The sequence below is a fragment of the Mesorhizobium sp. BR1-1-16 genome, assembly GCF_020165495.1.
In the GTDB taxonomy this organism is placed as follows: Bacteria; Pseudomonadota; Alphaproteobacteria; order Rhizobiales; family Kaistiaceae; genus Kaistia.
In genome coordinates, this window is the sequence record NZ_JAIUIE010000004.1 from 43,437 (window position 1) to 66,820 (window position 23,384).

Here is a 23,384-nt window from a genome sequence, read left to right on the forward strand (position 1 = left end):
CATGACCATCAGCAAGGCAGCGGAAACCGAGATCATCTCGGCACTGTTCTTCTCGGCGGCAGAGCAGATGCGGCGCACATTGGTGCGTACGGCCTTCAACGCGGTGATCTACGAGGTGCTCGACTTCGGCATCTCCATCGCCGATGCGAGCGGACGCATGGTGGCCGAGGCAGCCGGCATCACCTCGTTCATCGGCGGCAATGACTACGCGCTGAAAATGCTGATCGAGAACATGGACATGGCGAGCCTTCGGCCCGGCGATGTCGTGATCCTCAACTATCCCTACTGGAACTCGGCGCATATGTCGGATGCGCTGCTGATGGCGCCGGTCTTCGTCGATGGCGATGCGATCGACATGTTCCTCTGCGTGCGCGCGCATTGGCTTGATCTCGGCGCCAAGGACGCCGGCTATGTGATCGATTCGACCAATATCCATCAGGAAGGCCTGATCCTTCCGGGCGTGCGCATCATCAAGGAGGGCAAGCTCGACGCCGACCTCTGGAAGGTGCTGGAGGCGAATTCCCGCCTGCCGGAGGCGATCCGGGGTGATTTCGGCGCGCAGGTCGCTTGCCTGCGGACCGGCGAGGCATCGGTGCGCGACATCTACCGGAAGTTCGGCCGAGAGCGCGTCCTCGCCGCCATCGAAGCCTTCTTCGTCCATGCCGACGAGAAGACGCGGCAGGCACTGCAGCATCTACCCAAGGGGTCATGGTCGGCGGAGGAATGGCTCGACGATGACGGCGTCAGCGAGCGGATGATCAAGATGGCGGTCGACGTCACCATCACCGATGACGGCATGACGGTCGACTATAACCGCTCCGACCCGATGGTGCCGGGGCCGGTCAATGTGCCCTTTGGCGCGACGATCTCGATGGCCAAGACCTATTTCAAGTTCCTGACCTCGCCGGATACGTCGAGCAACCACGGCAACTTCATGGCCCTCGACGTCCGCGCCGATCCGGGCAACCTCTTCCACGCGGTCTATCCGTCTTCGACCTACATGCCCTGGACGCACATGGTCGCCTTCGAACTGATCGCCAAGGCGCTCGCGCCCGTGATCAACTGGCTCCCGGCGGCGTCCGGCGGCGACGAGCCCGGCTTCATGGCGATCGGCCGCCATCACCGGACCGGCAAGAGCTATGTGATCAGCAACAATGAGGGGATCGGCTGGGGCGCGACCTACCGCCATGACGGCGCGACGGCGCTGCAGCACCCGTCGACCAGCACAGTCCGCAACACCCCGATCGAAGTGCTGGAGCGGCAGGCCAATCTCTTCCACGAAGGGCTGGAGCTCATTCCGAATTCCGGCGGCAAGGGTCGCTACCGCGGCGGGCTCGGCGTGCGCCGTGAGGTTCGCATGGTCGGCGAGACCGAGATCATCTCGATGAAGAAGAAATCGAAAACAGGCGGCTGGGGCCTCGAAGGGGGCGAACCCTCGCCGGTGCAGAACCATATGGTGCTGTGGCCGGGCGAGCCGCGCGAGAAGAAGGTCGGCATGTATCGGGCCGTGCTGAAAGAGGGCGAGCGCTTCGTGAACTACAGCGCCGGCGGCTCGGGCTGGGGCGATCCGGCCGCGCGCAATCCAGCCGCTGCCGCCTATGATGTCGCCAATGGCTATGTGGATCCGGCGGCGGCGCCGATCGAGCCTGTGAAGGTTGAGACCTATGCCAAGTCATGACTATGCGCTTGTCGATGCCGAAATCGTCGATGTCGTCAGCGGCAAACTCCTCTCCGGCCGTGCGGTAACGATCAGCGGCGGCAAGATCGCCGCGATCTCCCCGGTCGAGGATCTCGATCCGGCGCTGCCGCGCGTCTCGCTCGGCGGACGCTATCTGTCGCCCGGCCTTATCGACTGCCACGCCCATGTCTATATCGGCCAGTTCAGCGACGGCCGCTCGATCCTGCCGTCTGAAATGACGGCCCGCGCCGGGCGGCATCTCGAAGGCATGCTGCATCGCGGCTTCACGACGGTGCGCGATGCCGGCGGCGCCGATTCCGGCCACAGGGCGGCCATCGAAAAAGGATTGTTCAAGGGACCACGTCTCTTCGTCGCCGGCCGCGTGCTGTCACAGACCGGCGGCCATGGCGATCATCGCGGCCGGGCGGAGACCTGCAACTGTCAGGAAGCGCTTGGAGGGCTCACCTGCGTTTGCGACGGCATCGACGAAGTGCGGAAGGCGGTGCGCGAAAATCTCCGGCAAGGTGTCGACCACATCAAGATCATGGCTGGCGGCGGCGTCTCCTCGCCGGGCGACAAGCTCCGTCATCCGCAATATTCGGTCGAGGAGATCGCCGTCATCGTCGAGGAGGCAGAGCGCGTCGATCGCTATGTGATGGCGCATGTTTACAGCGATATCGGCATCCGCCGCGCCGTCGGCGTCGGCGTGCGCTCGATCGAACATGGCAATTTCGTTTCGGTCGAGACGGCCAAGCTGATGCACGACAAGAACGCGCATCTGGTGCCGACGCTGATCACCTACGAGGCTGACGCAAAATACGGCCCCAGCTTCGGGTTCACGGCAGAAAACATCGAGAAGAATGCCGAGGTGCTGGCGAGCGGCCTGCGCTCGCTCGAGATCGCGCTCGAAGCCGGCGTCAATGTCGGCTATGGCACCGATCTCTGCTGGTCGCCCAAGACATATCAGGGCGACGGGCTCATGATCCATGAGAAGGTCTGCGGGCCGGTCGAGGCGCTGCGCCACGCGACGATCAACAATGCGAAGATCGTCCGCATGGATGGGCTCATCGGCGAAATCACGCCGGGCGCCTTCGCCGACCTGGTGGTGCTCGACGCCAATCCCTTCGACGGTCTCGCCTGCTTTTCGCAGCACGCGAACCGCGTCGTCGCGGTTATCCAGTCGGGCAACGCCGTCAGGGACGATGCCGGCTTGTTCGCGGCTGCCTGATCAACGGCCCCTGCCGCCAGCGGCGAAGCCGCCGGGCGTCTACGCCTTTGCGGCGGCCTTCTTGCGCGGCGCCTTGGCCGGCTTCTTGGGCGCTGCTTCGGCTGCGGCGAACTCTGCCGCTTCCTGGGCAAGGCGCATCGCGCGCAGTCGCTCGGTCTTGGCGACGCGCTTCGACAATTCGCTGTCGATGATCAGTCGGGCCGCCTTGGTCGTCTGCTCATTCTTGGCCTCCATGCGCGAGGGGGCCTTCTTGACCGGTTCGGATTCGGGGTTGAGCTTCATGCCGTCCTCCATCGTCTAGAAATGAAAAAGGCCGGGCAAGCCCGACCTTCTCTGATACGCCTCAATGACCGCCGCCAGTACATCCGTGGTCAAAGGTCAGAAGCGAAATCCTTACGCTGCCTGGATATTCTCGGCAGCGCTCTTGCCACTGCGGCTGTCGGTCACGACGTCGAAGCTGAGCTTCTGACCTTCGGAGACCGAACGCATGCCAGCGCGCTCGATAGCGGAGATGTGGACGAAAACGTCCGCGCCGCCGTTATCCGGCTGAATGAAGCCAAAGCCCTTGGTGGCATTGAAGAACTTAACGGTTCCAACACTCATGACGATTTCCTTTCAATCGACAAAGAGATTCGTCGTGCGGCAACGCGCCGAACGCCGTAGAGACATCGATTTGATCGGGGAGTTTCGCCAGAGGCGCGGATCGCGCCAAAACAAAATTCAACAAGAAACATCGATGGGTCAGATATAGGCGCTATCCGTTCGACTTGCAAGGCGAAACGGATATTTCGTTATTACGATCGAAAATCCTGGTGCTGACTGAGGCGGGGCGGCGTTTTTCGGCGCTGCGAATGCCTCTGCCCGCGGGAGCCTCTTCGCGCAGGGACACGCGGCTAAGGCTTCTCCGACCGGCGGATCGGCGCCTCATCGTCGAGAATGCGTTCGCTGGCACCCTTTAGATCGTCATACTGACCACTCTTCAGCGACCAGAGGAAGGTCACGAGCGCGAGCAATCCAAGGCAGATCGCCGCCGGGATGAGAATGACGAGACCGTTCATGACCGGACCGCCTCCACGCGGACGTTGCCGGGCACAGGCTCCTCGCGCGGGACGAGGTTGGTACCGAAATCGAGCCGTAGCGCATTGGCGACGACCAGGATCGACGATGTCGACATCGCCACGGCGGCAACGAGCGGCGTGACGTGACCCGTGACCGCGAGTGGCAAGGCCAACGCATTATAGCCGATGGCCAGGACGAGGTTTTCGCGCACCAGCCGGTCGGCCCGCCGGGCGATGCCCAGCACGAAGGGAACGCTCGCCAGACGGCCATTGGTGAAGACGAAGTCGGCGGCACTGCGGCCGATATCGCTCGCCGAGGACGGCGCCATCGAGACGTGCGCGGCCCGGAGCGCCGGGGCATCATTGATGCCGTCGCCAACCATCATGACGCGCCGGCCCGCTGCGGCTTCCGCCTGCAGGTCGGCAAGCTTGGCCTCTGGCGACAAGCGCGCGGCGTGGCGCCGGATCCCCAGCGCCTCGGCGACAGCGCGGACGGCCTGCGGGCCATCGCCCGAGAGCATTCGGACGCCCTTGCAGCCATGCTCCAGTTCAGCCACGGCGCTGGCCGCATCGGGCCGGATGGCGTCGGCAAAGCTGAACACCGCAACGACTGCGCCACCACGGCCGAGGCAGACTTCGGTGCCGGCGCCGCGATCGTCTCCATCAATATCGATGCCGCCACAGAACGGCGCGCTGCCCAGCCGCCATGTCGCGCCGTCCGCGCGCGCCTGCATGCCCTGCCCCGCCGCTTCCGAGACCTCCTCGACGACGAGGGGCGCGGCAGGCGCAGCCGCCGAAAGCGCCACCGCGAGCGGATGCTGGCTATGCCGGGCAAGGCTCGCGGCGATCGGCAGCATGGCGGGATCGCCCGATGCCTGCCCGACATAGCGGACGGCGCCGACCGTCAGCGTCCCGGTCTTGTCGAAGGCGATATCGGTGACCGCGGCGGCGCGCTCGAGCGCCGTGCCGTCACGCATCATGATGCCGTTTCTAAACAGCCGGCCAGCTGCGACGGCGTGAACGACAGGCACCGCAAGCGCCAGCGCACAGGGGCAGGTGATGATCAGGACGGCGACGGCATTCAGCATCGCCGCGTGCCAGTCGCCGACGAAGAACCCCCAGCCAAGCAAAGTCAGCAGCGCGGAGGCGTGGACGGCCGGCGCATAGATCGATGCCGCGCGGTCCGCGATCCGGCGATGCGTCGTGCGGCTCGCCTCAGCTGTCTCCATCAGAATCGCCATCTGGGACAGGAAGGAATCCGACGCCGTCCGCTCCGCCTCGACCTTGAGCACGGCGCGCAGATTGATCGCCCCCGCGGCAAGGCTCGCACCGGGCCCGACCGCGACGGCCATGGATTCGCCGGTGACAATCGACAGATCGACATCGCCAGCGCCCTCGACGATCCGGCAATCGACCGGAACGCGTTCGCCGGCACGCAGCAAGAGCAACATGCCGGGTGTGACGTCCTCGGCCGCGACATAGGCGGTCGTCCCGTCGGCGAGCCAGCGCGTGACGCCGCGCGGCGTCAGCCGGGCCAGATTGGCGATCGCGCCGCGCGCCTTCTCCCGCATCAGATGATCGAAGGTCCGGCCGACCAGCAGAAAGAACAACAGCATGGTCGAGGCGTCGAAATAGGCATGCGCGCCGGAGTGAATCGTCTCCCAGAGACTGAGAAGCGTGGCGAGAACGACGCCGATGCTGATCGGCACATCCATGTTGGTCCGGCCGACCCGGAGGGCAGCGAAAGCCGAGCGGAAGAACGGGCGCCCGGCATAAGCGATCGCCGGCAGCGCGATCAGCGCCGAGATCCAGTGGAACATGTCGCGCGTCGCCGCATCGGCTCCCGACCAGATCGAGACCGAGAACAGCATGATGTTGCCGGCAGCGAAGCCGGCGACGGCCATGCAGCGGATGAGTTCGTGCAGCGCCTGATCCTGGCGTCCGTCGGCGACCGGATCGAGCGCATGGGTGCGGTATCCGCTCGCGCGGATGGCCCGCGGCAGGTCAAGGACGGACCCCTTCTCCGGCGCGAACACCACGCGAACCCAGCGCTGGGAAAGATTGACGCGCGCGCTGACGACCTGCGGCAACCGGCCGAGCCCGGTTTCGATTGCGTTGATGCATGTGACGCAATAGGCATCCGGGACGGCGAATTCGATCTGCCGCGCCGCCGACCCGGCGGCACGGCTCAGTGCCAGCAGCGCCTCGGCATCGTCGGATACCGGCTCGGCGGCGGCTATGACCGGAGTTGCCATGATCGCGCTGGCTGGCATTTGAACCGTCCCCTCAGCGCAGGATCAGGCGACTGTGCTGCTCAAAGGCGCCATGCGGCGTCTTCGGCGCCATGCTGACGGCGTTCCAGACGCCGTGCGGCAGTTCGATCATGGCCGCATAGACGCCGTCATCGCCGCGCGCCAGCGGCACCGTGCGATCCTCGTGATCGCCGAGCGGCCTCGTCAGCGCGACGGTGACCCGGCCAAGATCGATCGGCTGGCCGGCGCGATCGCGGATGTCGAGCTGCAGCCGGCCGCCGTCATAGCGAAGCACAGCGCGCCAACCGAGCGCCGCCTGCTCCTTCGCCAGCCGCTCTTTCTCGTTGAATTCCTGGCTCGCGACATAGGAATTCTCGACCACAAGGCCGGTCCAGGTCCGGCTCGCAGAGACGGCGAGGAACACGTTGACGCCGATGACGATGCCGAAGAACGCACCCATTCCCGCCAGCATGTGCCAGCCGGTGAATTCGCGGCCACTCAGAGCCTTGCCGGTCACTTGCGCATCTCCTTCGGCGCTTCGAACTTGGCGTCGGTCATCACGGTCGCCGTGCCGTCCGCGCTCGCGACCGCCAGCGTGAAATCCGTGTTGGTCGAGGCGAGCGCCCCCGGCGCCGCGCGAACGAAGATGCGGGTTTCGAGCACGGCGTCCGGTTGGAGCTCATAGGTAAGGGAGGCGACAGGCTGCGCGGCCGCATCGGCGCTGGCGAGTGCCGCGCCTGGCAGTCCCTCTACCGAGAGCGTGACGGTACGCGGCTCGGGCCGCATGTTGCTGATCTTGACCTTGTAACCGTTGCGGATCGAGCCATCGGAGAGCAGCACATATTGCGGATTGCGATCGTGCAGCACGCTGACCTCGATCGTCGCGCGCAGCGACAGCGCCACCAGCATGGCAACGCCGATGCCGGCCCAGACCAGGAAATAGACCAAGGTGCGCGGCCGGACGATCGAGCGCCAGGTCGTGTGCCTTATCGCATCGACGAGCTTGCCAGTCGCGGGATCGCGCACGCGCGCCGGCTCGATCGGCGTGGTCGCCGAAGCGCCAGCAAGGACCATGTTGGCGTTGTAGTCATTGAGCGTCGCGTAGGAGATCAGCCCGCGCTCATGGCCGAGCTTCGTCATGACGCCGTCGCAGGCATCGATGCAGAGCGCGCAGGTGATGCATTCGAGCTGCTGCCCGTCGCGGATGTCGATGCCCATCGGGCAGACGACGACGCAGGCATTGCAATCGACGCAGTCGCCGACCGGGCGCCCTTCGGCGATCGCCTTCTTGGCGTGCCGGGTCCGTGGCTCGCCGCGCCAGTCATTATAGGTCACCGTCAGCGAATGCTCGTCCAGCATGGCTGCCTGGATGCGCGGCCAGGGGCACATATAGGTGCAGACCTGCTCGCGCATCAGCCCGCCAAAGACATAGGTCGTCGCGGCAAGGATGCCGACCGTAATATAGGCGACCGACGGCGCCTCGAACTGCGAAAAATTGCGGATGAGGGTCGGCGCATCGGCGAAATAAAGGATCCAGGCGCCACCCGTGACGACGCCGATCACCAGCCAGATCGCGTGCTTGGCGACACGCTTGACCGCCTTGTCGAGCGACCACGGCGCGCTATCGAGCTTGATGCGGGCGTTGCGGTCGCCCTCGATGGCGCGCTCGACAACCAGGAACAGATCGACCCAGACCGTCTGCGGGCAGGTATAGCCGCACCAGGCGCGGCCCACCGTCGAGGTGATCAGGAACAGGCCGACGCCAGCCATGATCAGGAGGCCGGCTACGTAATAGAATTCCTGCGGCCAGATCTCGATGAAGAAGAAATAGAAGCGCCGGTTGGCGAGATCGATCATGACCGCCTGATCAGGCGCGAAGGGGCCGCGGTCCCAGCGCAGAAACGGTGTCAGATAGTAGATGCCGAGCGTCAGCAGCATGACCAGCCATTTGAAGCGGCGGAATGTGCCCGAGGCACGCTTCGGGAAGATCTTGCGGCGCGCTGCATAGAGCGGCTGCCGGATCTTCTTCGAATTGACGGCCTCGACGCTGAACCGCTCAGCCGTGGCGTGGCCGTCCTGGTCCGTGACGTCGGATAGGGTCACCTGCTGATCTCCATTGGATGGCGCAAGGTCGCATCCGGAGCCCGGTCCGGCCTTGACCTGCGTCAATCGCCCGGACGGTTCGACTGTCCGAGCGCCGCCGCTTAATTTGCCGGCAAAATACTAAGTACCGCCGCCGAGCCCATGCACATAGACGGCGAGTTCCTTGACCGTGACGTCGCCGAGCTTGGCGCCCCATGCCGGCATCATGCCGAGCCGGGGATGGTTGATCTGCGCGACGATACCGTCGACCGAGCCATGATAGAGCCAGATCGCATTGGTGAGATCAGGCCCGCCCATCGCCTGCAGGCCCTTGGCGTCCGGTCCATGGCAGGCGGCACAGTTCTGCACGAAGATCTGTTCGCCCTCGGGCGTCTTCTCGCCGCCGGCAAGACCTGAAAGCGAGGCGACATAGAGGGCGACGGAGCGGATCTGGTCGCGCGTCAGAATGCCGTCGCTGCCAAAATTCGGCATGACGCTGTCATGCGACTGGCCGTCCGCCGCCGAACGGGCGCCATGGGTGATCGTCGCGTAGATCTGGTCGATCGAGCCGCCCCAGATCCATTCATCGTCGTTGAGGTTCGGATAGCCGACGCCGCCCTCGGCGCCGGAGCCATGGCACTGCGAACAATAGACCTTGAAGGCCGAGGCGCCGCCGGCCGAGGCGAAGGCGGCAAGAGCCGGATCGGCCGCGATGGCCGCGACGGGCATGGCGGCAATCTTCGCAAGGTTGGCTGCCTGCCCGGACTGCGCCGCCGCGACTTCGCGCTGGAACTCGGCGCGGGTCGAATAGCGCAGGAGGCCGGTCGTCGGCCCGGTGATCAGCGGCCAAGCCGGAAAAAGCACGGAATAGACGAGCGCGAAGGCGATGCAGGCATAGAACGTCCACAACCACCAGCGCGGCAGCGGATTGTTCAGTTCCTTGATGCCGTCCCATTCATGGCCGGTCGTCTCGATGCCGCTCAGATGGTCGACGTCAGGCTGTCTCATGGCTTTCTGTCCTCGCCGGTCGGGTCGCGGAACGGGATCAGGGCGGCATCGCGCGCCTCTGCCTTGGCTCCGGGGCGGAAAATGAAGACGATCACGGCCAGGAAGATCGCCACCATATAGACGAGGCCCCAGCTATCGGCGAAATGCCGCAAGGTTTCGTAGTCCATCATTGGATAATCTCGCCTCGCTCAGCGATTATTCGCGCTTTCGTCGTAACTGCTGAAGTCGACCATCGTGCCGAGAACCTGCAGATAGGCGACGAGTGCATCCATCTCGGTCACGCGCGAAGGATCACCATCGAAATCCTCGACGCGAACCTTGGCGTAGCGACTCTCCAGCCCCGAGGGATCGCCATCGGGATTCGCCTGCGCGAAGAGATCCGCCTTGGCATTGTCGATCATCGCCTGGCTGTAGGGCACGCCCACCATCGCATTGGCGGAGAGGTCGGCGCCGATCAGCCGCGTGTCGAGCGGGGTCTGACCGAGGAAGGCATATTTCGGCATGATCGATTCCGGCACGACGGCGCGCGGATCGTTCAGATGGTCGACATGCCACTGGCTCGAATAACGATCGCCGACGCGGGCAAGATCAGGGCCGGTGCGGGCCGAGCCCCACTGGAACGGATGGTCGTACATCGATTCCGCGGCGAGCGAATAATGGCCGTAACGCTCGACCTCGTCGCGGAACGGCCGGATCATCTGCGAATGGCAGACATAGCAGCCTTCACGGACATAGATGTTGCGCCCCGCCAGTTCGAGCGGCGTGTAGGGCCGCATGCCGTCGACCTTTTCGATCGTGTTCTGGAAGAAGAACAGCGGCGCGATCTCGACGATGCCGCCGATGGCGACGACGAGCAACGAGAGAACCAGGAGCAACGTGACGTTGCGTTCGATGACGTCGTGTCTGTCGAGGATGGACACAGGGCGCTCCTAGGCTGCCAGTTTCATTTGCGGGGCGGCAGGCACGAGCGGCCGCTCGGCGCGGACATGGCCCTTGATCGTCAGGGCGACATTCACCGCCATGACGATGCCGCCGGCGAGGTAGAGCATCCCGCCAACCGCGCGCAGCACGTAATAGGGATGCATCGCGGCCACGACCTCGGCGAAGGAATAGACGAGGAAGCCCTGGTCGTTGTACTCGCGCCACATCAGGCCCTGCGTGATGCCGGCGACCCACATGACGGCGGCGTAGATGACGATGCCGAGCGTCGCGAGCCAGAAGTGCCAGTTGACCATGCGCAGCGAGTAGAGCCGTTCGCGGTTCCACAGCCGCGGCGTCAGGAAGTAGACGGCGCCGAACGAGATCATGCCGACCCAGCCGAGCGCGCCTGAGTGAACGTGTCCGATGGTCCAGTTCGTATAGTGCGAGAGCGCATTCACCGAGCGGATCGACATGACCGGCCCTTCGAAGGTCGACATGCCATAGAAGGCGACGGCGACGACCATCATGCGGATGATCGGGTCGGTGCGGATCTTGTCCCAGGCGCCGCGCAGCGTCAGCAGGCCGTTGATCATGCCGCCCCAGGAGGGCATCCACAGCATGATCGAGAACACCATGCCGAGGGTCTGCGCCCAGTCTGGCAGTGCTGTATAGTAAAGGTGGTGCGGTCCGGCCCAGATATAGAGGAAGATCAGAGCCCAGAAGTGGATGATCGACAGGCGATAGGAATAGACCGGGCGGCCGGCCTGCTTCGGCAGGAAGTAATACATCATGCCGAGGAAGCCTGCGGTCAGGAAGAAGCCGACCGCGTTATGGCCGTACCACCATTGCGTCAGCGCATCCTGGACGCCCGAAAAGGCGGAATAACTCTTCACGCCGAGAAAGCTGACGGGCACTGCAAGGTTGTTGACCACATGCAGCATCGCCACGGTGACGATGAAGGCGAGATAGAACCAGTTCGCGACGTAGATGTGCGGTTCCTTGCGCTTCACCAGCGTGCCGAGGAACAGGACCAGATAGGCGACCCAGACGATGGTCAGCCAGATGTCGACATACCATTCGGGCTCGGCATATTCGCGGCCTTGCGTGATGCCGAGCAGGTAGCCGGTGGCCGCCATGACGATGAAGAGCTGATAGCCCCACATCACGAACCAGGCGAGATCGCCACCGAACAGCCGGGCCCGCGTCGTGCGCTGCACGACATAAAGGCTGGTGGTCAAGAGCGCCGATCCGCCAAAGGCGAAGACGACGGCCGAGGTGTGCAGCGGGCGCATGCGCCCGAAATTGAACCAGGGCTCGATGTTGAGATCGGGATAGGCCATCTGCAGCGCCACGACGACGCCAACGAGGAACCCGACCACGCCCCAGAACACCGTCAGCACCGTGCCGACCTTGATCGGCCCGTCGAGATAGGCGTCGGGATCGACGGGAACCGCCGGTTCGAACGAGCCCGTGCGCAACAGATAAAGCGTGCCGACGCCGAGCGTCAGCGTCAGAATGAACATGTGCGCGCGGAACAGTTCGTCCTGCGCGAGGCCTGCCGCGACCAGCGCACCAAAGGTGGCGACCGCTAGCACCAAGATCCAACCGCTGTTCTTCACCCCAGCCCTCACCCGACGCCGTGAATCGAAATCACATCCAGGTGATGTCCTCGCAGCGGGAGGGCTGCCTCGCCTTGATCAGGATCAAGGTGACCGGCCGAGGCAGCCACCATGGTCCCCAAACCGGCGCCAAGCGGCGATTCTGGTCAATCGGTCGCAGCCGAGAGGCCAGCGAGCAATAAGCCGGCTTATCGAAAGAAGCAGATCCCGTGCTGTTCGGCATTCTCCTCACCGGCCTTGCCATGGGCCTTGCCTCGAGCCTCCATTGCGCCGGCATGTGCGGGCCGATCGCCTGCGGGCTGCTGATCGCCGGTGGCGGCCGGAACTCACCCTTGGCGGCGACGCTGCAGACATTGACGGCGCAGGCCGGGCGTATCGCCAGCTATACGGCGGCGGGCGCCGCCTTCGGGATTTTCGGCGCGGGTCTCTACGGTTCCATCAATCTGGAATCGGCGCATCAGATCATGCAATGGGCAGCCGGGTTGACGATCGTCTGGATGGGTCTGTCGGTCGCCGGCGTCGTCCCGGCGATGGCGGGTCTCGACCGGTTGTTCCTGCCACTCGCCGGGCGCCTCGGAACGCTTCGGGGATGCTTTGCCCCGGCGGGCTATCCGCAGCTTCTGGCCGGAGGCCTCATTTGGGGGGCCATGCCCTGCGCCATGGTCTATGCCGCGCTGCTGAATTCGCTGCTCACCGGATCGGTGGCGGGCGGCGTGACGATGATGGCGGGATTCGGTCTCGGAACTGTTCCCGCGGTGACGCTGACAGCGCTTGGCCTCTCGCGCCTGCGCCTGGTTACGGCGACGCCGCTCCGACGCATGCTGGCTGGTGGCGGGCTGATCGCATCCGGTGTGCTCGCCCTGGTGCTCACCGCTCCGGGCGGCCCGCTTTGCCTCTCCTGAAGGTAACGGCCAGGCAGCTGAACGAAGGCGCGTTCCTAAAGACAGACTGTCAGGAAGAGCGCCGGCACGATCGTGAGCAGGGTCTTCACAAAGGCCGCGAGGAGCGTTCCGAGGATGACCCAGTGCAAGAAACGGCCGGTCTCGTCAGGAGCGTGGCCTCTGACGCGGCGCATCTCGAGGCGCCAGAAGAGAGCGATCGCCGCGAGATGAATGGCGAGCGCCGAGGCAAGCGCCAGATGGATGGCACCCGCCGACCAGCCAAACGTGCAGCCAATATGGTGCAGCGCATAGACGGCGCTGAGGGCGCTGAACCAGAGCGCGAAGCCGGGGACCAGCCACCAGAGATCGCCCGCCGACACCGGCGGCCGCCCAGCCGTTCCGCGGGTCACCGGCGTGCTCATGGCCGCATCCCGAGCATGGTGACGAGCGCCGGCAGCGCCAGTACCAAGCCGATGGCCAGCACTCCGGTGATCGCGGTGTAATCGATCCAGAGCCGGGCGAGGCGGAGATCGATCGCCCGCGTCGGCCCCGCGCGGCCGGATGCGAAACGCAGCGCCGCCGTCAGCAGGAACAGCAGCCCGATGCCGGCATGAATGGCCATGAAGGTCAGGAGTGCCGCGGCGGTTGCGCCGAGTGCATGCTCGGCCGGATGCGGGACGATATCCCGGATCAGCAGGACGGCGATGATGATCGATGCGAGCAGGGCCAGCGCGGTGAGCGCCATGATGCGCTGTGGCGCTTCCCCGCCGACGAGGCGGCCGAGTGCGCGGCGGGCGAGAAGCGCAGCCGCCGCGAGGGCGAGGATGCAGCCAAGCGCCAGCGCAAGACTCGTATCGGGCACCGCGGCAGGTGGCCAGTTCGGCGCGGCAACCCAAAGGAACAGCAGCCCGAAGACCAGCGAGGTGAAGAGCGTGCCGTCAGCGACGAGCGTGAACACCAGCGCCCACCAGGCAGGAGGACGGGCGCATTCGGTATGAACCGGCAGGCTGAGCCCGCGCCCAACCGGCAGGACGCCATGGTCACGGGCAAGGCCGGCCGTCAGACCTGCGAACACGAACAGCCCGGCGGTCACGACGGCCATGACGAGTGTCAGCGGGTAGAGCTTGGCGAGCATCGTGAGGACCGCCGAGGCTGTGGCGATCGCGGTCCATAGCGGCAGAAAGGTCGGCCGTGGCAGCACGATGAGCTGCTCCGGTTCGCCTGACGTCATGTGGACGCCGAGCGTCTCCTGCCAGCCATTGCGGGCAAAGCCGAGATAGCCTTCGCCGCGCGCCAGTTGCGGCGCCAGCGCACCGACATCGATCCGGTCGGCACGGGCCTCGATATGCGGCAGCGAGGCGAAGGCATAGGGCGCCGGAGGGATCGGCATCGCCCATTCGAGCGTCGCAGCCTGCCAGGGATCGCGGCGGATCCGCCGTCCATAGCGGAGCTGCGCGATGAGATCGACCGCGACCAGCGCGAAACCGATCGTCATGACGAACCCGCCGACCGAGGAGAGCAGATTGAGAAAGGTCCAGCTTTCGAAGGCCGGATAGGTGTTGATGCGCCGGGGCATGCCGAGCAGGCCGACGAGGTGCATCAGGAAGAACGTCATGTTGAAGCCGACATAGATCAGCCAGAACGCCGGCACCGAGAGCCGATAGACCGCGACGCGCCCCGTCAGCAGCGGCAGCCAGTAATAGAGGCCGGCAATGAGCGGGAAGGCAATGGCGCCGGCGATCACGTAATGGAAGTGAGCGACGACGAAATAGGTGTCGTGCGCCTGCCAGTCGAACGGCACGATCGCCAGCATCACGCCGGTGAGACCACCGATCACGAAGGTGGAGAAGAAGCCGAAGATGTAGAGCATCGGCACATTCCAGCGCGGCCTTCCATGGGCGAGCGTCGCGAGCCAGGCGAAAAGCTGTACCGCCGTTGGCACGGCGACGATCGCCGACCCGGCCGAGAAGAAGGCGAGCGCCAGATGCGGGATGCCCACCGTGAACATGTGGTGCACCCAGATGCCGAAGCTCATAAAGGCGAGGCCGATGATCGCCACCACGACAGCGCGGTAGCCGGCGAGCGGCACGCCTGAGAGGACAGGGATCATGGTCGAGAGCAGACCCGCCATCGGCAGGAAGATGATGTAGACGTCGGGATGGCCGAACAGCCAGAAAAGATGCTGCCAGAGCAGCGGATCACCGCCGCGCGTCGGATCGAAGAAGGCGAAGCCGAAGGCCCGTTCGGATTCGAGCAGGATCGAACCCAGGATGAGCGGCGGGAAAGCGAGGATCATCATCAGCGCGGTGACCAGCATATACCAGCCGAACACCGGCATCCGGTCGAGCGACATGCCCGGCGCCCGCATGGTCAGCGTCGAGACGGTGATCTCCACCGCGAGCGTCAGCGCGGAGATCTCGACGAAGGTCACGCCGAGCAGCCAGACATCGGCATTGATACCGGGCGTATAGACGTTCGAGGAGAGCGGCGTATACATGAACCAGCCGCCGTCCGGCGCCACGCCGGCGACGAGGGACACCGTCAGGATCGTGCCGCCGAACAGATAGCACCAATAGCCATAGGCGGTGAGGCGCGGGAAGGCGAAGTCGCGCGTGCCGAGCATCTTCGGCGTCAGATAGACCGCGATGCCCTCCAGCATCGGGATGGCAAACAGGAACAGCATGATCGAGCCATGCATGGTGAAGACCTGATTGTAGGTCCCCGCATCCATGAAGGCAGACATCGGTGTCGCAAGCTGCACGCGCGTCAGCATGCCGAGCACGCCGCCGATTGCGAAGAAGGCCAGCGCCGTCACCATGAAGCGGATGCCGAGGACCGAGTGATTGACGGCCGCGAGCCGCTGAAAGCCGGGGCCCGTCGCCCAGATCTCCGAAAGCTGCCGGTGCAGGCGGAGCGCCGTGCCGGCGGGCGGCGTGGTGTCCTGATCGATCACGTCGGTCATCGGGCGATCCTTCCGGCAAGGTCGGGCGCGGCGAGCGCGGCGTCATAGTCCGCTGCAGGGTGCACGATCACGTCGAAACGCATGCCGCTGTGGCCCTTGCCGCAGAACTCGTTGCAGAGGCCTTCATACGTGCCGGGACGATCGGCCTCGATCCGAAGACGGTTGGCATGGCCGGGGATGGCGTCGATCTTGCCGGCAAGGCGCGGAATCCAGAACGCGTGGATGACATCGAGGCTGGTGACGACGATGTCGATGGGCCGGCCGGCCGGCAGATGCAGCACGCCTTCGGTGGCGACGCCGCCGCCGGCAGGATAGGTGAACGTCCAGTGCCATTGCCGCGCCTCGGCTTCGATCCGCAGCGGATTGCCGGCCGGTCGCGGCAGCAGACGCTCGCCTGTCACGAGTGCAAAGACAACGAGCGGCGTCAGGACGATGGCCGGCAACGCCAGCCCGCCGAGCATGATCCACCGCGCGGGTGAGACTTTCCGCGCCCATTGCGGGCGCAGGAGGGTGATGCCGAACAGCACCATGACGAGGAGGAAGAGCAACGCGGCGCCGGCCAGCAGCACCCACCATAACGTGGCGATGCTGTTCGCGGCCGGACCCGCCGGATCGAGCGTCGAGAGCGGCCCGCCGCAACCGGCGAGCATGGCAGCGGAAGCGGCGACCACGGCGGCATGGACGAGCGACCATGAACCGCTATGATCGCGCAATCGCATCCGCAGCGCGCGCAAGGGAAACGGCCCATGGCCCTCAAGAAGATGATTCCGCCTGCGGCCCGCAAGAACCCGGTGATGCTCGAATTGTTCGAGCTTGACACCGGATCGGCCATCGCCCTGGTCGGTCATCCGATCCATGTGCTGATGGTCCATTTTCCGATTGCCTTCGTCATCGCGACGCTCGGCATCGACGTCTTCTACTGGTGGTCCGGCGACGTGTTCTGGCTGCGGGCTGGCCTCTGGTCGGCCGGGGTGACTTTCTGGACAGGCGTCGCAGCAAGCCTCGTTGGCACCGGCGAGCTCCTGCTGGTGCGTGGCATCCGCCTGCGCGAAGCGAGCTGGTCGCATGCCATCGCCGCGATGACGCTCGTCGCGATCACTGCGGCGAACTGGGGCATCCGTCTCGACTATCCGCAATCCGTCCTGCCGCACGGCCTCGCTCTCTCGGCGCTGGCTGCGGCGATGGCGGGCTTTGCGGGCTGGCATGGCGGCAAGCTCGTGTTCGATCATGGCATCGGGATTCTGGTCTCGCCCAAGATCTCGCGCACCAGCTGACCGAGCCCGCCGGGCGTGAAGAGCGCTGCCGCAAACTGGTCGGAATCGATCACCGGCTTGGCGAGCACGACCCAGATGATCGCCGTGATCAGCACCAGATAGGCGGTCGTGAGCGTTATGAAAGCGCGCCGGCTGAAGCTGCGGCCAGGCTCGAAGAGATGCGACAGGACGAGCGCGGCGACGACATGGAGCATCACCATGAGCGCTACCAGCACCATCTTCAGCGAGAACCACTCCAGGAACGTCGTCTGCAGGAAGATCAGCGCCGTGCCGCTGCCGATCGCGATGAAGGCGGCTGGCGAGGCCATGCCGACATAGATGAAGCGCACGAAGCGGTGCAGCCGGAAGAGTTCCGGGCCTGCAACAAGGCCCAGGCGCTGTCGGAACAGAAACGGCAGGACGAGGAGCCCGCCCGACCACACGGCAATCGCGGCGAGATGGATGAATTTGAGCAGCACCGTCATCGGTTGAGGCCCGTCATGCAGCAGGCTCGGCGGGCCGAAGGCTCGACCATGCCAGCCAGAGGCCGACGCCGAGATAGGGCAACGCCGCCGGTACCCACATCAGGAGCCCCGCAAGCTGCTGATCCGTGAGCGGATCAAGGCCCCAGGCCGCCGTGCTGGCGAAGTGAACGGCATAAAGTGCGCGCGGCGCGAACACGATCAACGCCGCCAGCAGCCCCATCTGCGCGACGGTCGTGACAAGCCCGACAAGCGCCGGCCCCGCCTCGGTCGCCGGCGACAGGACGGCGCGCCACAAGAGCCAGGCGCTGCCGAGCAGCGTTGCCTGCATCAGCCAATAGGTCGGGACGCTGGCGAGCCCCCATTCATAGGCAGCCGGCATATGCCAGACCCAGAGGACAACCGCCTGCAACCCGACCAGCAGCGAAAGCGGCACCGACGGCAATCGCCGCGCCGGGAACGCCACGGCCAGCAACGGCGCGACGGCGGCGATCAGCAGGACATGATGCAGCACGCGCGCCGAGAAGAGCGCCGACGACAACGCGCAGAGTGGCGACACGAAAATGAACACCATCAGCGCCAGCGCGGTCCAGCCAGCCCTCCGATCGGCAGAGCGGCCGCTCGCCACCGCCAGGGCGACCAGCGCCAGAGCGGCCAGAAGCACCGGATCGAAATTCCACCGCGTCAGAAGATCGGCGGGCACAGCCGCCGGGCCGCAATAGGCGATTGAAAAACTCTCTGGCATCAGGCCCTCGACCTTTGCTGTCCCCGTTCGTCATCCGGCCAGCCGGATTCTCCGTCGTCTCCTGGCACAGGCCGCCACCTCATGGCACAGTGGCCTCACGCCGGCGCGATCCCTCGATCGATCGCGACGCCGCTTGTGGCCCATCTCCTCTTTCTGGCAGGTCTTCCAGCGACTGGCTAGGCGGAGACCGCAACGAACCGATCGCAAGATCCGATAACCGGCTAAGCGGTGCTCGGCCTTGCGACGGCGGCGGCGTCCAGCCCTTCAGGAGCCGGCGGATGCTGCAATCCGCCTCGTCGAACCACGCAGGATAATGTCGCAGTCCAGCATCATCGTGCGGGCCGGCAACTCCGCTCCGTCGCCGAGCCGCGAAACCAGCAGGCTGGTCATGACATCGGCGATCCGCGCCAGCGGCTGGGCGATCGCCGTGATGCCGACCTCATGCAGTCGGAACAATGCCACGTCATCGAAGCTGATCAGCGAGAGGTCGTCCGGCACGCTGAGGTGCTGATCCTTCATCCAGCCCAGTACGCCGATCGCCATGCCGTAGTTCGAGGCGAAGATCGCCGTCGGCGGTTTGGCCAGCGCCAATAGTTGCCGCGTGGCCTGATAGGCATTTTCGGACTTCCAGTCGCCATCGACGACATACTCCGGATTGCCCGCGATGCCGCGTTCCGCCAGCGCCGCCTGATAACCCTCAAGGCGAAGACGCGCCGAGGAATCGTGCATATCGCCGGTCAGGATCGCGATGCGGCGGTGACCGAGATCGATCAGATGGCTGACGGCGCGATGGGTCGCCATCCTGTTCTCGACCATCACGCGGTCGGCCGGCACGCCCTGGATATCGTTGTTGTAGAAGATGATCGGCATGCCTTGGCCGAGCAGCGTCTCGACCCGGTCTCGGACCTCCGGCGCTCCGTCCATGATCAGCGCGTCGACGCGCTGCGTGGCGAAGAAATCCAGCGCCTCGCCCATGATCCGGCGGTCATTGCTGTGGCAATAAGTGAGCAGCGCCCGGCCGGTCTTGCGCACCGAACGCGCGAGATCCTCCAGCATGACCGCGTGGAATTCGTCAAAGGACGGCACCAGCAGCCCGATCATATGGGTGAGATCGGTCTTCATCGCGGCGGCGACGGCATTGCGGCGATAGGACAGCTTCGCAATGGCCGCCTCGATCTGGTCGCGATTGCCACGGCGGATGGGAAAGCCGTTCAGATAGCGGGAGACCGTTCCGATCGCGACGCCGGCCTCAGCCGCCACATCGGTGATCGTCGATGGCCTCTTCTTTGCGCCGCCATAGACGGGTGTCTCGTCCAATCCAATATCTCCAGCCGGGCGGATGAATCCGCTCCCTCTCCCTATCGTAACGCGGGTCGCAAGCTCAAGCGAGGCCAGCGATTTCCGTTCCGCCGACGATGTTTCGATCGACTGGCGTTCGCGCGCCGCGAAGCGCCCAAAGCCAAGTTGAAACGTTATCATCTCATTTGACAACCGCGGCTCGAACCGCCATCCATCTGGCAACATCGCGTCACTTCGGGGCGCGCTCCTCTCGAACCAGAAGGCGCTTCATGACCGATCTCGAGCTTCGCTATACCCGCCCGGCTGCCGTCTGGACCGAAGCCTTGCCGATCGGCAATGGACGCCTCGGCGCGATGATTTTCGGCGATATCTCGCGCGACCGGCTGCAGGTGAACGAGAGCACGTTCTTCACGGGCGGTCCCTATTCGCCAGTCAATCCGGCGGCCCGCGCTCATGTCGACGAGGTCCGCAGCCTGATCTTTGCCGGCCGCTACGAGGAGGCGGACGATCTCGCGCATCGCTTCCTGATGGCCGAGCCCTATCTTCAGACATCGTTCCAGCCGATCGGCGATGTCTTCGTCCATTTTCATCATTCGATGATCGCGAGCGACTATGAGCGTACGCTCGATCTCGACAGCGCGATCGCGACGACGCAGTACAAGGCAGGCGGCACGACCTTCCGGCGCGAGGCCTATGCCTCTCCGGTTGCCGGGGTGCTCATCTATCGCATCACGGCCGACCAGCCGGGGACACTCTCGCTCGATGTTGGCATGACCAGCCCGCAGCCAGGCGAGATGGAAACCTCGACGCGCGACGGTCTCGCCTTTCGAGGCACCAACCGGCGGGAGAACGGCATCCCCGGCGCGCTCGCGTTCCGCTTCGGCCTTCGCGTGCAGCATGAAGGCGGGATGCTCAGCAACAGTCCCGAGACGCTCCGCGTCCGTGGCGCCGACAGCGTCACATTGATCATCGATGCCGCGACGAGTTTTCGCCGCTTCGACGATGTCAGCGGCGATCCCGATGCGCTCGTCGAAGAGCGGCTGGCCGCGGCGGTGCTTAAATCGCACGAGACGCTCCGTGACGAGCATCTTGCCGAGCACCGGCGGCTTTTCCGCAACCTTTCCGTCGATCTCGGCCCGGCCGCCACGGATAGGCTCACCACCGACCAGCGCATCATCCACTATGGCGAGACGCAGGACCCGGCGCTGGCGGCGCTGTTCCTGCAATATGGCCGCTATCTAATGATCTCGAGCTCCCGGCCGGGCACACAGCCGGCCAACCTGCAGGGCTTGTGGAACGAGGAAACGCGCCCGTCCTGGGGCAGCAAATACACCGCCAACATCAATCTCGAGATGAATTACTGGCTGCCCGATCCCGGCAACCTCGCGGAGTGCTTCGAGCCGCTGATCGGCATGGTCGAGGACCTCGCGGTGACCGGCGCGGTGTTCGCACGCGAGCATTACGGCGCGCGCGGCTGGCTGTTGCATCACAACACGGACTTGTGGCGTGCTGCCGGCCCGATCGACGGGCCGCAATGGGGCCTCTGGCCCATGGGCGGCGCCTGGCTGTGCGCCCAGCTTTGGGACCACTATCTCTTCTCGGGTTCAAAGGCCCTGCTCGATCGGATCTATCCGCTGATGAAGGGCGCAGCCGAGTTCCTGCTCGACTATCTGGTACCGCTGCCCGGAACGGACGTGCTGGTCACCTGCCCGTCGCTGTCGCCTGAAAACCTGCATCCGTTCGGCAGCTCGCTTTGCGCCGGGCCGGCGATGGACAACCAGATCATGCGCGATCTGTTTGGCGGCCTGATCAGCGCCGCCACCTTGCTCGAGGTCGACGCCGATCTTCGCGCACGCCTCGAGGAGACGCTGCCGCGCCTTGCTCCAGACCGGATCGGCGCAGCGGGCCAGTTGCAGGAATGGGCCGAGGATTGGGACATGCAGGCGCCGGAGCCTGACCATCGGCATGTCTCGCATCTCTACGGCGTCTATCCGAGCCTGCAGATCGACTACGACACCATGCCCGAACTCACCGCCGCCGCCCGCCATTCGCTGGAAGTCCGCGGTGACGACGCGACGGGCTGGGGCATTGGCTGGCGCCTCAATCTCTGGGCGCGGCTCAGGGATGGCGAACATGCCGCCGATATCCTGACGCTGCTGCTCGGCCCGGAGCGCTGCTATCCCAATCTGTTCGATGCCCACCCGCCCTTCCAGATCGACGGCAATTTCGGCGGCGCCGCCGGCATCCTCGAAATGCTGGTGCAATCGAAGCCCGGCGCAATCCGCCTGCTGCCGGCCCTGCCGGCCGGCTGGAGTAGCGGCACCGTCAAGGGCGTGCGCGCCCGCGGCGGCTTCACGGTCGATCTCGCCTGGAACGAGGGCGTGCTCGTCGAGGCCACGGTGCGGGGGACAGCGGGTTCGACGGTCCAGGTTCTCTATGGTTCGCAAAGCGCCGGGATCACTTTGGACGCGGCCGGCGCAGCCCGGCTCGCGCTTCAGGACGGCGTGCTGCGGCTCTCATAGCCGCGGATGGGCTGACAAGGGCATTGGGCCGGCGGGCCCAACGCTGCATCGCGGTCAAACGCGGGTCGGCTCGCCTAGCCTCCGAACAGATGGAGAGCGAGCAGCGCGCCGAGCAGCGCGGGCGGCATCACGACCACGCCCATCTTCAGGAAGCGCCAGGCGCCGACAGTCTGCCCTTCTCGCCTGAGCGCCACCAGCCACAGGATCGTGGCCAGTGATCCGGTGACCGAGAGGTTGGGGCCGAGATCGACGCTGACCAGCACGGCATTGGTGATCGGCGTCGGCAACTGCCCCGCCGCCACTGTCGATCCAGCGATCAGCCCGGCCGGAAGATTGTTGATGAGATTGCAGACGAAAGCGACCACGACGCCGGCGCCGGCCGCGGTCCAGCCGACCGACTGTGCCGCGAAATGCTGCGTCAGCGCGGCCAGCGCGTCGATCACGCCTGTCGCCTGCAACGCCTCCACCAGCACGAAAAGCCCCGCGACAAGCGGCAGCACGCTCCAGGAAATATCCTTGATGACAGGCCAGGGCGACTGGCGGCTGCCGATGAGGATGAAAGCGGCGGTCAGGAGACCGGCGACGAATGTTGGCAGGCCGAGTTCCCAGCCAAGCGCCGAGGCCAGAAGCAGAAGCGCCGCAGTGACCCCGATGCCGATCGCCGCAAGGAAGCCGCCGCGCGACAGGCGGACGGGCGCGATATCCGTCCCGATCGACTTCGGCAGGCTGGAACGGAGGACAAGCCGCAGCGACAGGAATGTCAGTCCGATGGCGACGATCGAGGCTGGCCCGAACGTCACGAGCCAGACCGGCAAGGTCGGCATCTGGCTGCCATAGATCACCAGATTGGCCGGATTGGAAATCGGCAGCACGAAGCTCGCGGCATTGGCGATGAAGGCGCAGATCAGGAGATACGGCAGCGGTTCGGCATCGGCGGCGCGCGCCGCGGCATAGACGGCCGGCGTCAGCACCACCGCCGTCGCGTCGTTGGACAGGAATACTGTCACCACGATGCCGACGACATAGACGAGGGTGAACAGGCGAATGCCGGAGCCGCGCGCATGTCGGACGGCGATGGTCGCCAGCCAGTCGAAGAGCCCTTCTTTCCGCGCCAGTTCGGCAAGCGTCATCATGCCGATCAGGAAGAGATAGACGTCCGTACCCTTGCGGATGCCGATAAGCGCGTCCGACACGGGCAGCAGGCCGAGGATGACGAGCAGCGCCGCCCCACTGACCGACCAGACCGCTTCGGGGAGCCTGAACGGCCTCAGGATCACGCCCGCCGTCGCGATGGCGGCGATGATCCAGATGACAATATGGGACGACATGAAAGCCTTTCCCGCCAGCACGGCGGCTCAAATCCGCGCCGTCCATAATCGGATTTGCCCGCGCTG

The 23,384-nt window shown here is 65.3% G+C and carries 22 protein-coding genes; 5 read left to right on the forward strand and 17 right to left on the reverse strand.

The genetic code is table 11. The annotated features are described in order from the left end of the window. Position 1 precedes the first annotated feature (1 nt). Together LB518_RS10870 and LB518_RS10875 are read left to right on the forward strand one after the other, a co-directional pair. Positions 2-1,678: a hydantoinase B/oxoprolinase family protein gene (locus tag LB518_RS10870; RefSeq protein WP_224577285.1), complete on the forward strand. Its 1,677-nt coding sequence runs from the start codon at positions 2-4 to the stop codon at positions 1,676-1,678. Further along, on the forward strand, positions 1,665-2,906 hold the full coding sequence (locus LB518_RS10875) for a metal-dependent hydrolase family protein (protein ID WP_224577287.1): 1,242 nt from the start codon (positions 1,665-1,667) through the stop codon (positions 2,904-2,906). The genes LB518_RS10870 and LB518_RS10875 overlap by 14 nt, the downstream gene beginning before the upstream one ends. Before the next feature lie 39 nt (positions 2,907-2,945). On the opposite strand, the gene LB518_RS10880 is transcribed toward LB518_RS10875, so the two are convergent. The 10 genes from LB518_RS10880 to ccoN form a co-directional block, all read right to left on the reverse strand. Further along, positions 2,946-3,188 (reverse strand): hypothetical protein, encoded by a 243-nt coding sequence (locus tag LB518_RS10880; protein WP_353619947.1) that lies wholly within the window; start codon positions 3,186-3,188, stop codon positions 2,946-2,948. Positions 3,189-3,299: 111 nt separating this feature from the next. After that, positions 3,300-3,509, reverse strand: a complete 210-nt coding sequence (locus LB518_RS10885) for a cold-shock protein (protein WP_073053860.1) — start codon at positions 3,507-3,509, stop codon at positions 3,300-3,302. A gap of 290 nt (positions 3,510-3,799) precedes the next feature. Next, positions 3,800-3,964 (reverse strand): cbb3-type cytochrome oxidase assembly protein CcoS, encoded by a 165-nt coding sequence (ccoS, locus tag LB518_RS10890; protein ID WP_224577301.1) that lies wholly within the window; start codon positions 3,962-3,964, stop codon positions 3,800-3,802. Further along, the gene (locus tag LB518_RS10895; RefSeq protein WP_224577303.1) at positions 3,961-6,237 is read right to left on the reverse strand and encodes a heavy metal translocating P-type ATPase; all 2,277 of its coding nucleotides are present in this window, start codon (positions 6,235-6,237) and stop codon (positions 3,961-3,963) included. Before LB518_RS10895 ends, ccoS begins: the two co-directional genes overlap by 4 nt. A gap of 13 nt (positions 6,238-6,250) precedes the next feature. Next, on the reverse strand, positions 6,251-6,733 hold the full coding sequence (locus LB518_RS10900) for a FixH family protein (RefSeq protein ID WP_224577306.1): 483 nt from the start codon (positions 6,731-6,733) through the stop codon (positions 6,251-6,253). Next, positions 6,730-8,319, reverse strand: a complete 1,590-nt coding sequence (gene ccoG / locus LB518_RS10905) for a cytochrome c oxidase accessory protein CcoG (protein WP_224577307.1) — start codon at positions 8,317-8,319, stop codon at positions 6,730-6,732. Before ccoG ends, LB518_RS10900 begins: the two co-directional genes overlap by 4 nt. 120 nt (positions 8,320-8,439) lie before the next feature. Next, positions 8,440-9,306 carry a cytochrome-c oxidase, cbb3-type subunit III gene (gene ccoP / locus LB518_RS10910; RefSeq protein ID WP_224577310.1) on the reverse strand — a complete coding sequence of 289 codons (867 nt, stop codon included), beginning with the start codon at positions 9,304-9,306 and terminating at the stop codon, positions 8,440-8,442. Beyond that, a complete protein-coding gene (locus LB518_RS10915; RefSeq protein ID WP_224577312.1) occupies positions 9,303-9,476 on the reverse strand; it encodes a cbb3-type cytochrome oxidase subunit 3 in 174 nt (57 codons plus the stop codon). Before LB518_RS10915 ends, ccoP begins: the two co-directional genes overlap by 4 nt. A gap of 18 nt (positions 9,477-9,494) precedes the next feature. Beyond that, on the reverse strand, positions 9,495-10,226 hold the full coding sequence (gene ccoO / locus LB518_RS10920) for a cytochrome-c oxidase, cbb3-type subunit II (protein WP_224577323.1): 732 nt from the start codon (positions 10,224-10,226) through the stop codon (positions 9,495-9,497). A gap of 9 nt (positions 10,227-10,235) precedes the next feature. Continuing rightward, positions 10,236-11,846: a cytochrome-c oxidase, cbb3-type subunit I gene (gene ccoN / locus LB518_RS10925; protein WP_224577325.1), complete on the reverse strand. Its 1,611-nt coding sequence runs from the start codon at positions 11,844-11,846 to the stop codon at positions 10,236-10,238. Positions 11,847-12,055: 209 nt separating this feature from the next. Here ccoN and LB518_RS10930 point away from each other — a divergent pair, with 209 nt between their 5' ends. Beyond that, the gene (locus LB518_RS10930; protein ID WP_224577327.1) at positions 12,056-12,748 is read left to right on the forward strand and encodes a sulfite exporter TauE/SafE family protein; all 693 of its coding nucleotides are present in this window, start codon (positions 12,056-12,058) and stop codon (positions 12,746-12,748) included. A gap of 35 nt (positions 12,749-12,783) precedes the next feature. On the opposite strand, the gene LB518_RS10935 is transcribed toward LB518_RS10930, so the two are convergent. Genes LB518_RS10935 through coxB form a run of 3 tightly spaced genes read right to left on the reverse strand, consistent with a single transcriptional unit; the run spans position 12,784 to position 16,408 of the window. Further along, positions 12,784-13,149 (reverse strand): hypothetical protein, encoded by a 366-nt coding sequence (locus LB518_RS10935; RefSeq protein WP_224577329.1) that lies wholly within the window; start codon positions 13,147-13,149, stop codon positions 12,784-12,786. Beyond that, entirely contained in the window at positions 13,146-15,689 is a 2,544-nt protein-coding gene (ctaD, locus tag LB518_RS10940) for a cytochrome c oxidase subunit I (RefSeq protein ID WP_224577331.1), read from the reverse strand. The genes LB518_RS10935 and ctaD overlap by 4 nt, the downstream gene beginning before the upstream one ends. Then, a complete protein-coding gene (coxB, locus tag LB518_RS10945) occupies positions 15,686-16,408 on the reverse strand; it encodes a cytochrome c oxidase subunit II (RefSeq protein WP_224577333.1) in 723 nt (240 codons plus the stop codon). The genes ctaD and coxB overlap by 4 nt, the downstream gene beginning before the upstream one ends. A gap of 27 nt (positions 16,409-16,435) precedes the next feature. Here coxB and LB518_RS10950 point away from each other — a divergent pair, with 27 nt between their 5' ends. After that, positions 16,436-16,963 (forward strand): DUF2231 domain-containing protein, encoded by a 528-nt coding sequence (locus LB518_RS10950; protein ID WP_224577336.1) that lies wholly within the window; start codon positions 16,436-16,438, stop codon positions 16,961-16,963. On the opposite strand, the gene LB518_RS10955 is transcribed toward LB518_RS10950, so the two are convergent. The 3 genes from LB518_RS10955 to LB518_RS10965 all read right to left on the reverse strand — a co-directional run bounded on the left by LB518_RS10955 (position 16,915) and on the right by LB518_RS10965 (position 19,486). Next, positions 16,915-17,427: a HemJ family protein gene (locus LB518_RS10955; RefSeq protein ID WP_224577338.1), complete on the reverse strand. Its 513-nt coding sequence runs from the start codon at positions 17,425-17,427 to the stop codon at positions 16,915-16,917. The genes LB518_RS10950 and LB518_RS10955 overlap by 49 nt on opposite strands. Positions 17,428-17,440: 13 nt before the next feature. Beyond that, positions 17,441-18,169: a cytochrome c oxidase assembly protein gene (locus LB518_RS10960; RefSeq protein WP_224577340.1), complete on the reverse strand. Its 729-nt coding sequence runs from the start codon at positions 18,167-18,169 to the stop codon at positions 17,441-17,443. Positions 18,170-18,433: 264 nt separating this feature from the next. Next, on the reverse strand, positions 18,434-19,486 hold the full coding sequence (locus tag LB518_RS10965; protein ID WP_224577341.1) for a LacI family DNA-binding transcriptional regulator: 1,053 nt from the start codon (positions 19,484-19,486) through the stop codon (positions 18,434-18,436). A gap of 251 nt (positions 19,487-19,737) precedes the next feature. Between LB518_RS10965 and LB518_RS10970 the strand changes: the two genes are divergently transcribed. Further along, positions 19,738-21,990: a glycoside hydrolase family 95 protein gene (locus LB518_RS10970; RefSeq protein WP_224577344.1), complete on the forward strand. Its 2,253-nt coding sequence runs from the start codon at positions 19,738-19,740 to the stop codon at positions 21,988-21,990. Positions 21,991-22,064: 74 nt separating this feature from the next. On the opposite strand, the gene LB518_RS10975 is transcribed toward LB518_RS10970, so the two are convergent. After that, positions 22,065-23,318: an arsenic transporter gene (locus tag LB518_RS10975; protein ID WP_224577346.1), complete on the reverse strand. Its 1,254-nt coding sequence runs from the start codon at positions 23,316-23,318 to the stop codon at positions 22,065-22,067. Positions 23,319-23,384: the final 66 nt, after the last annotated feature.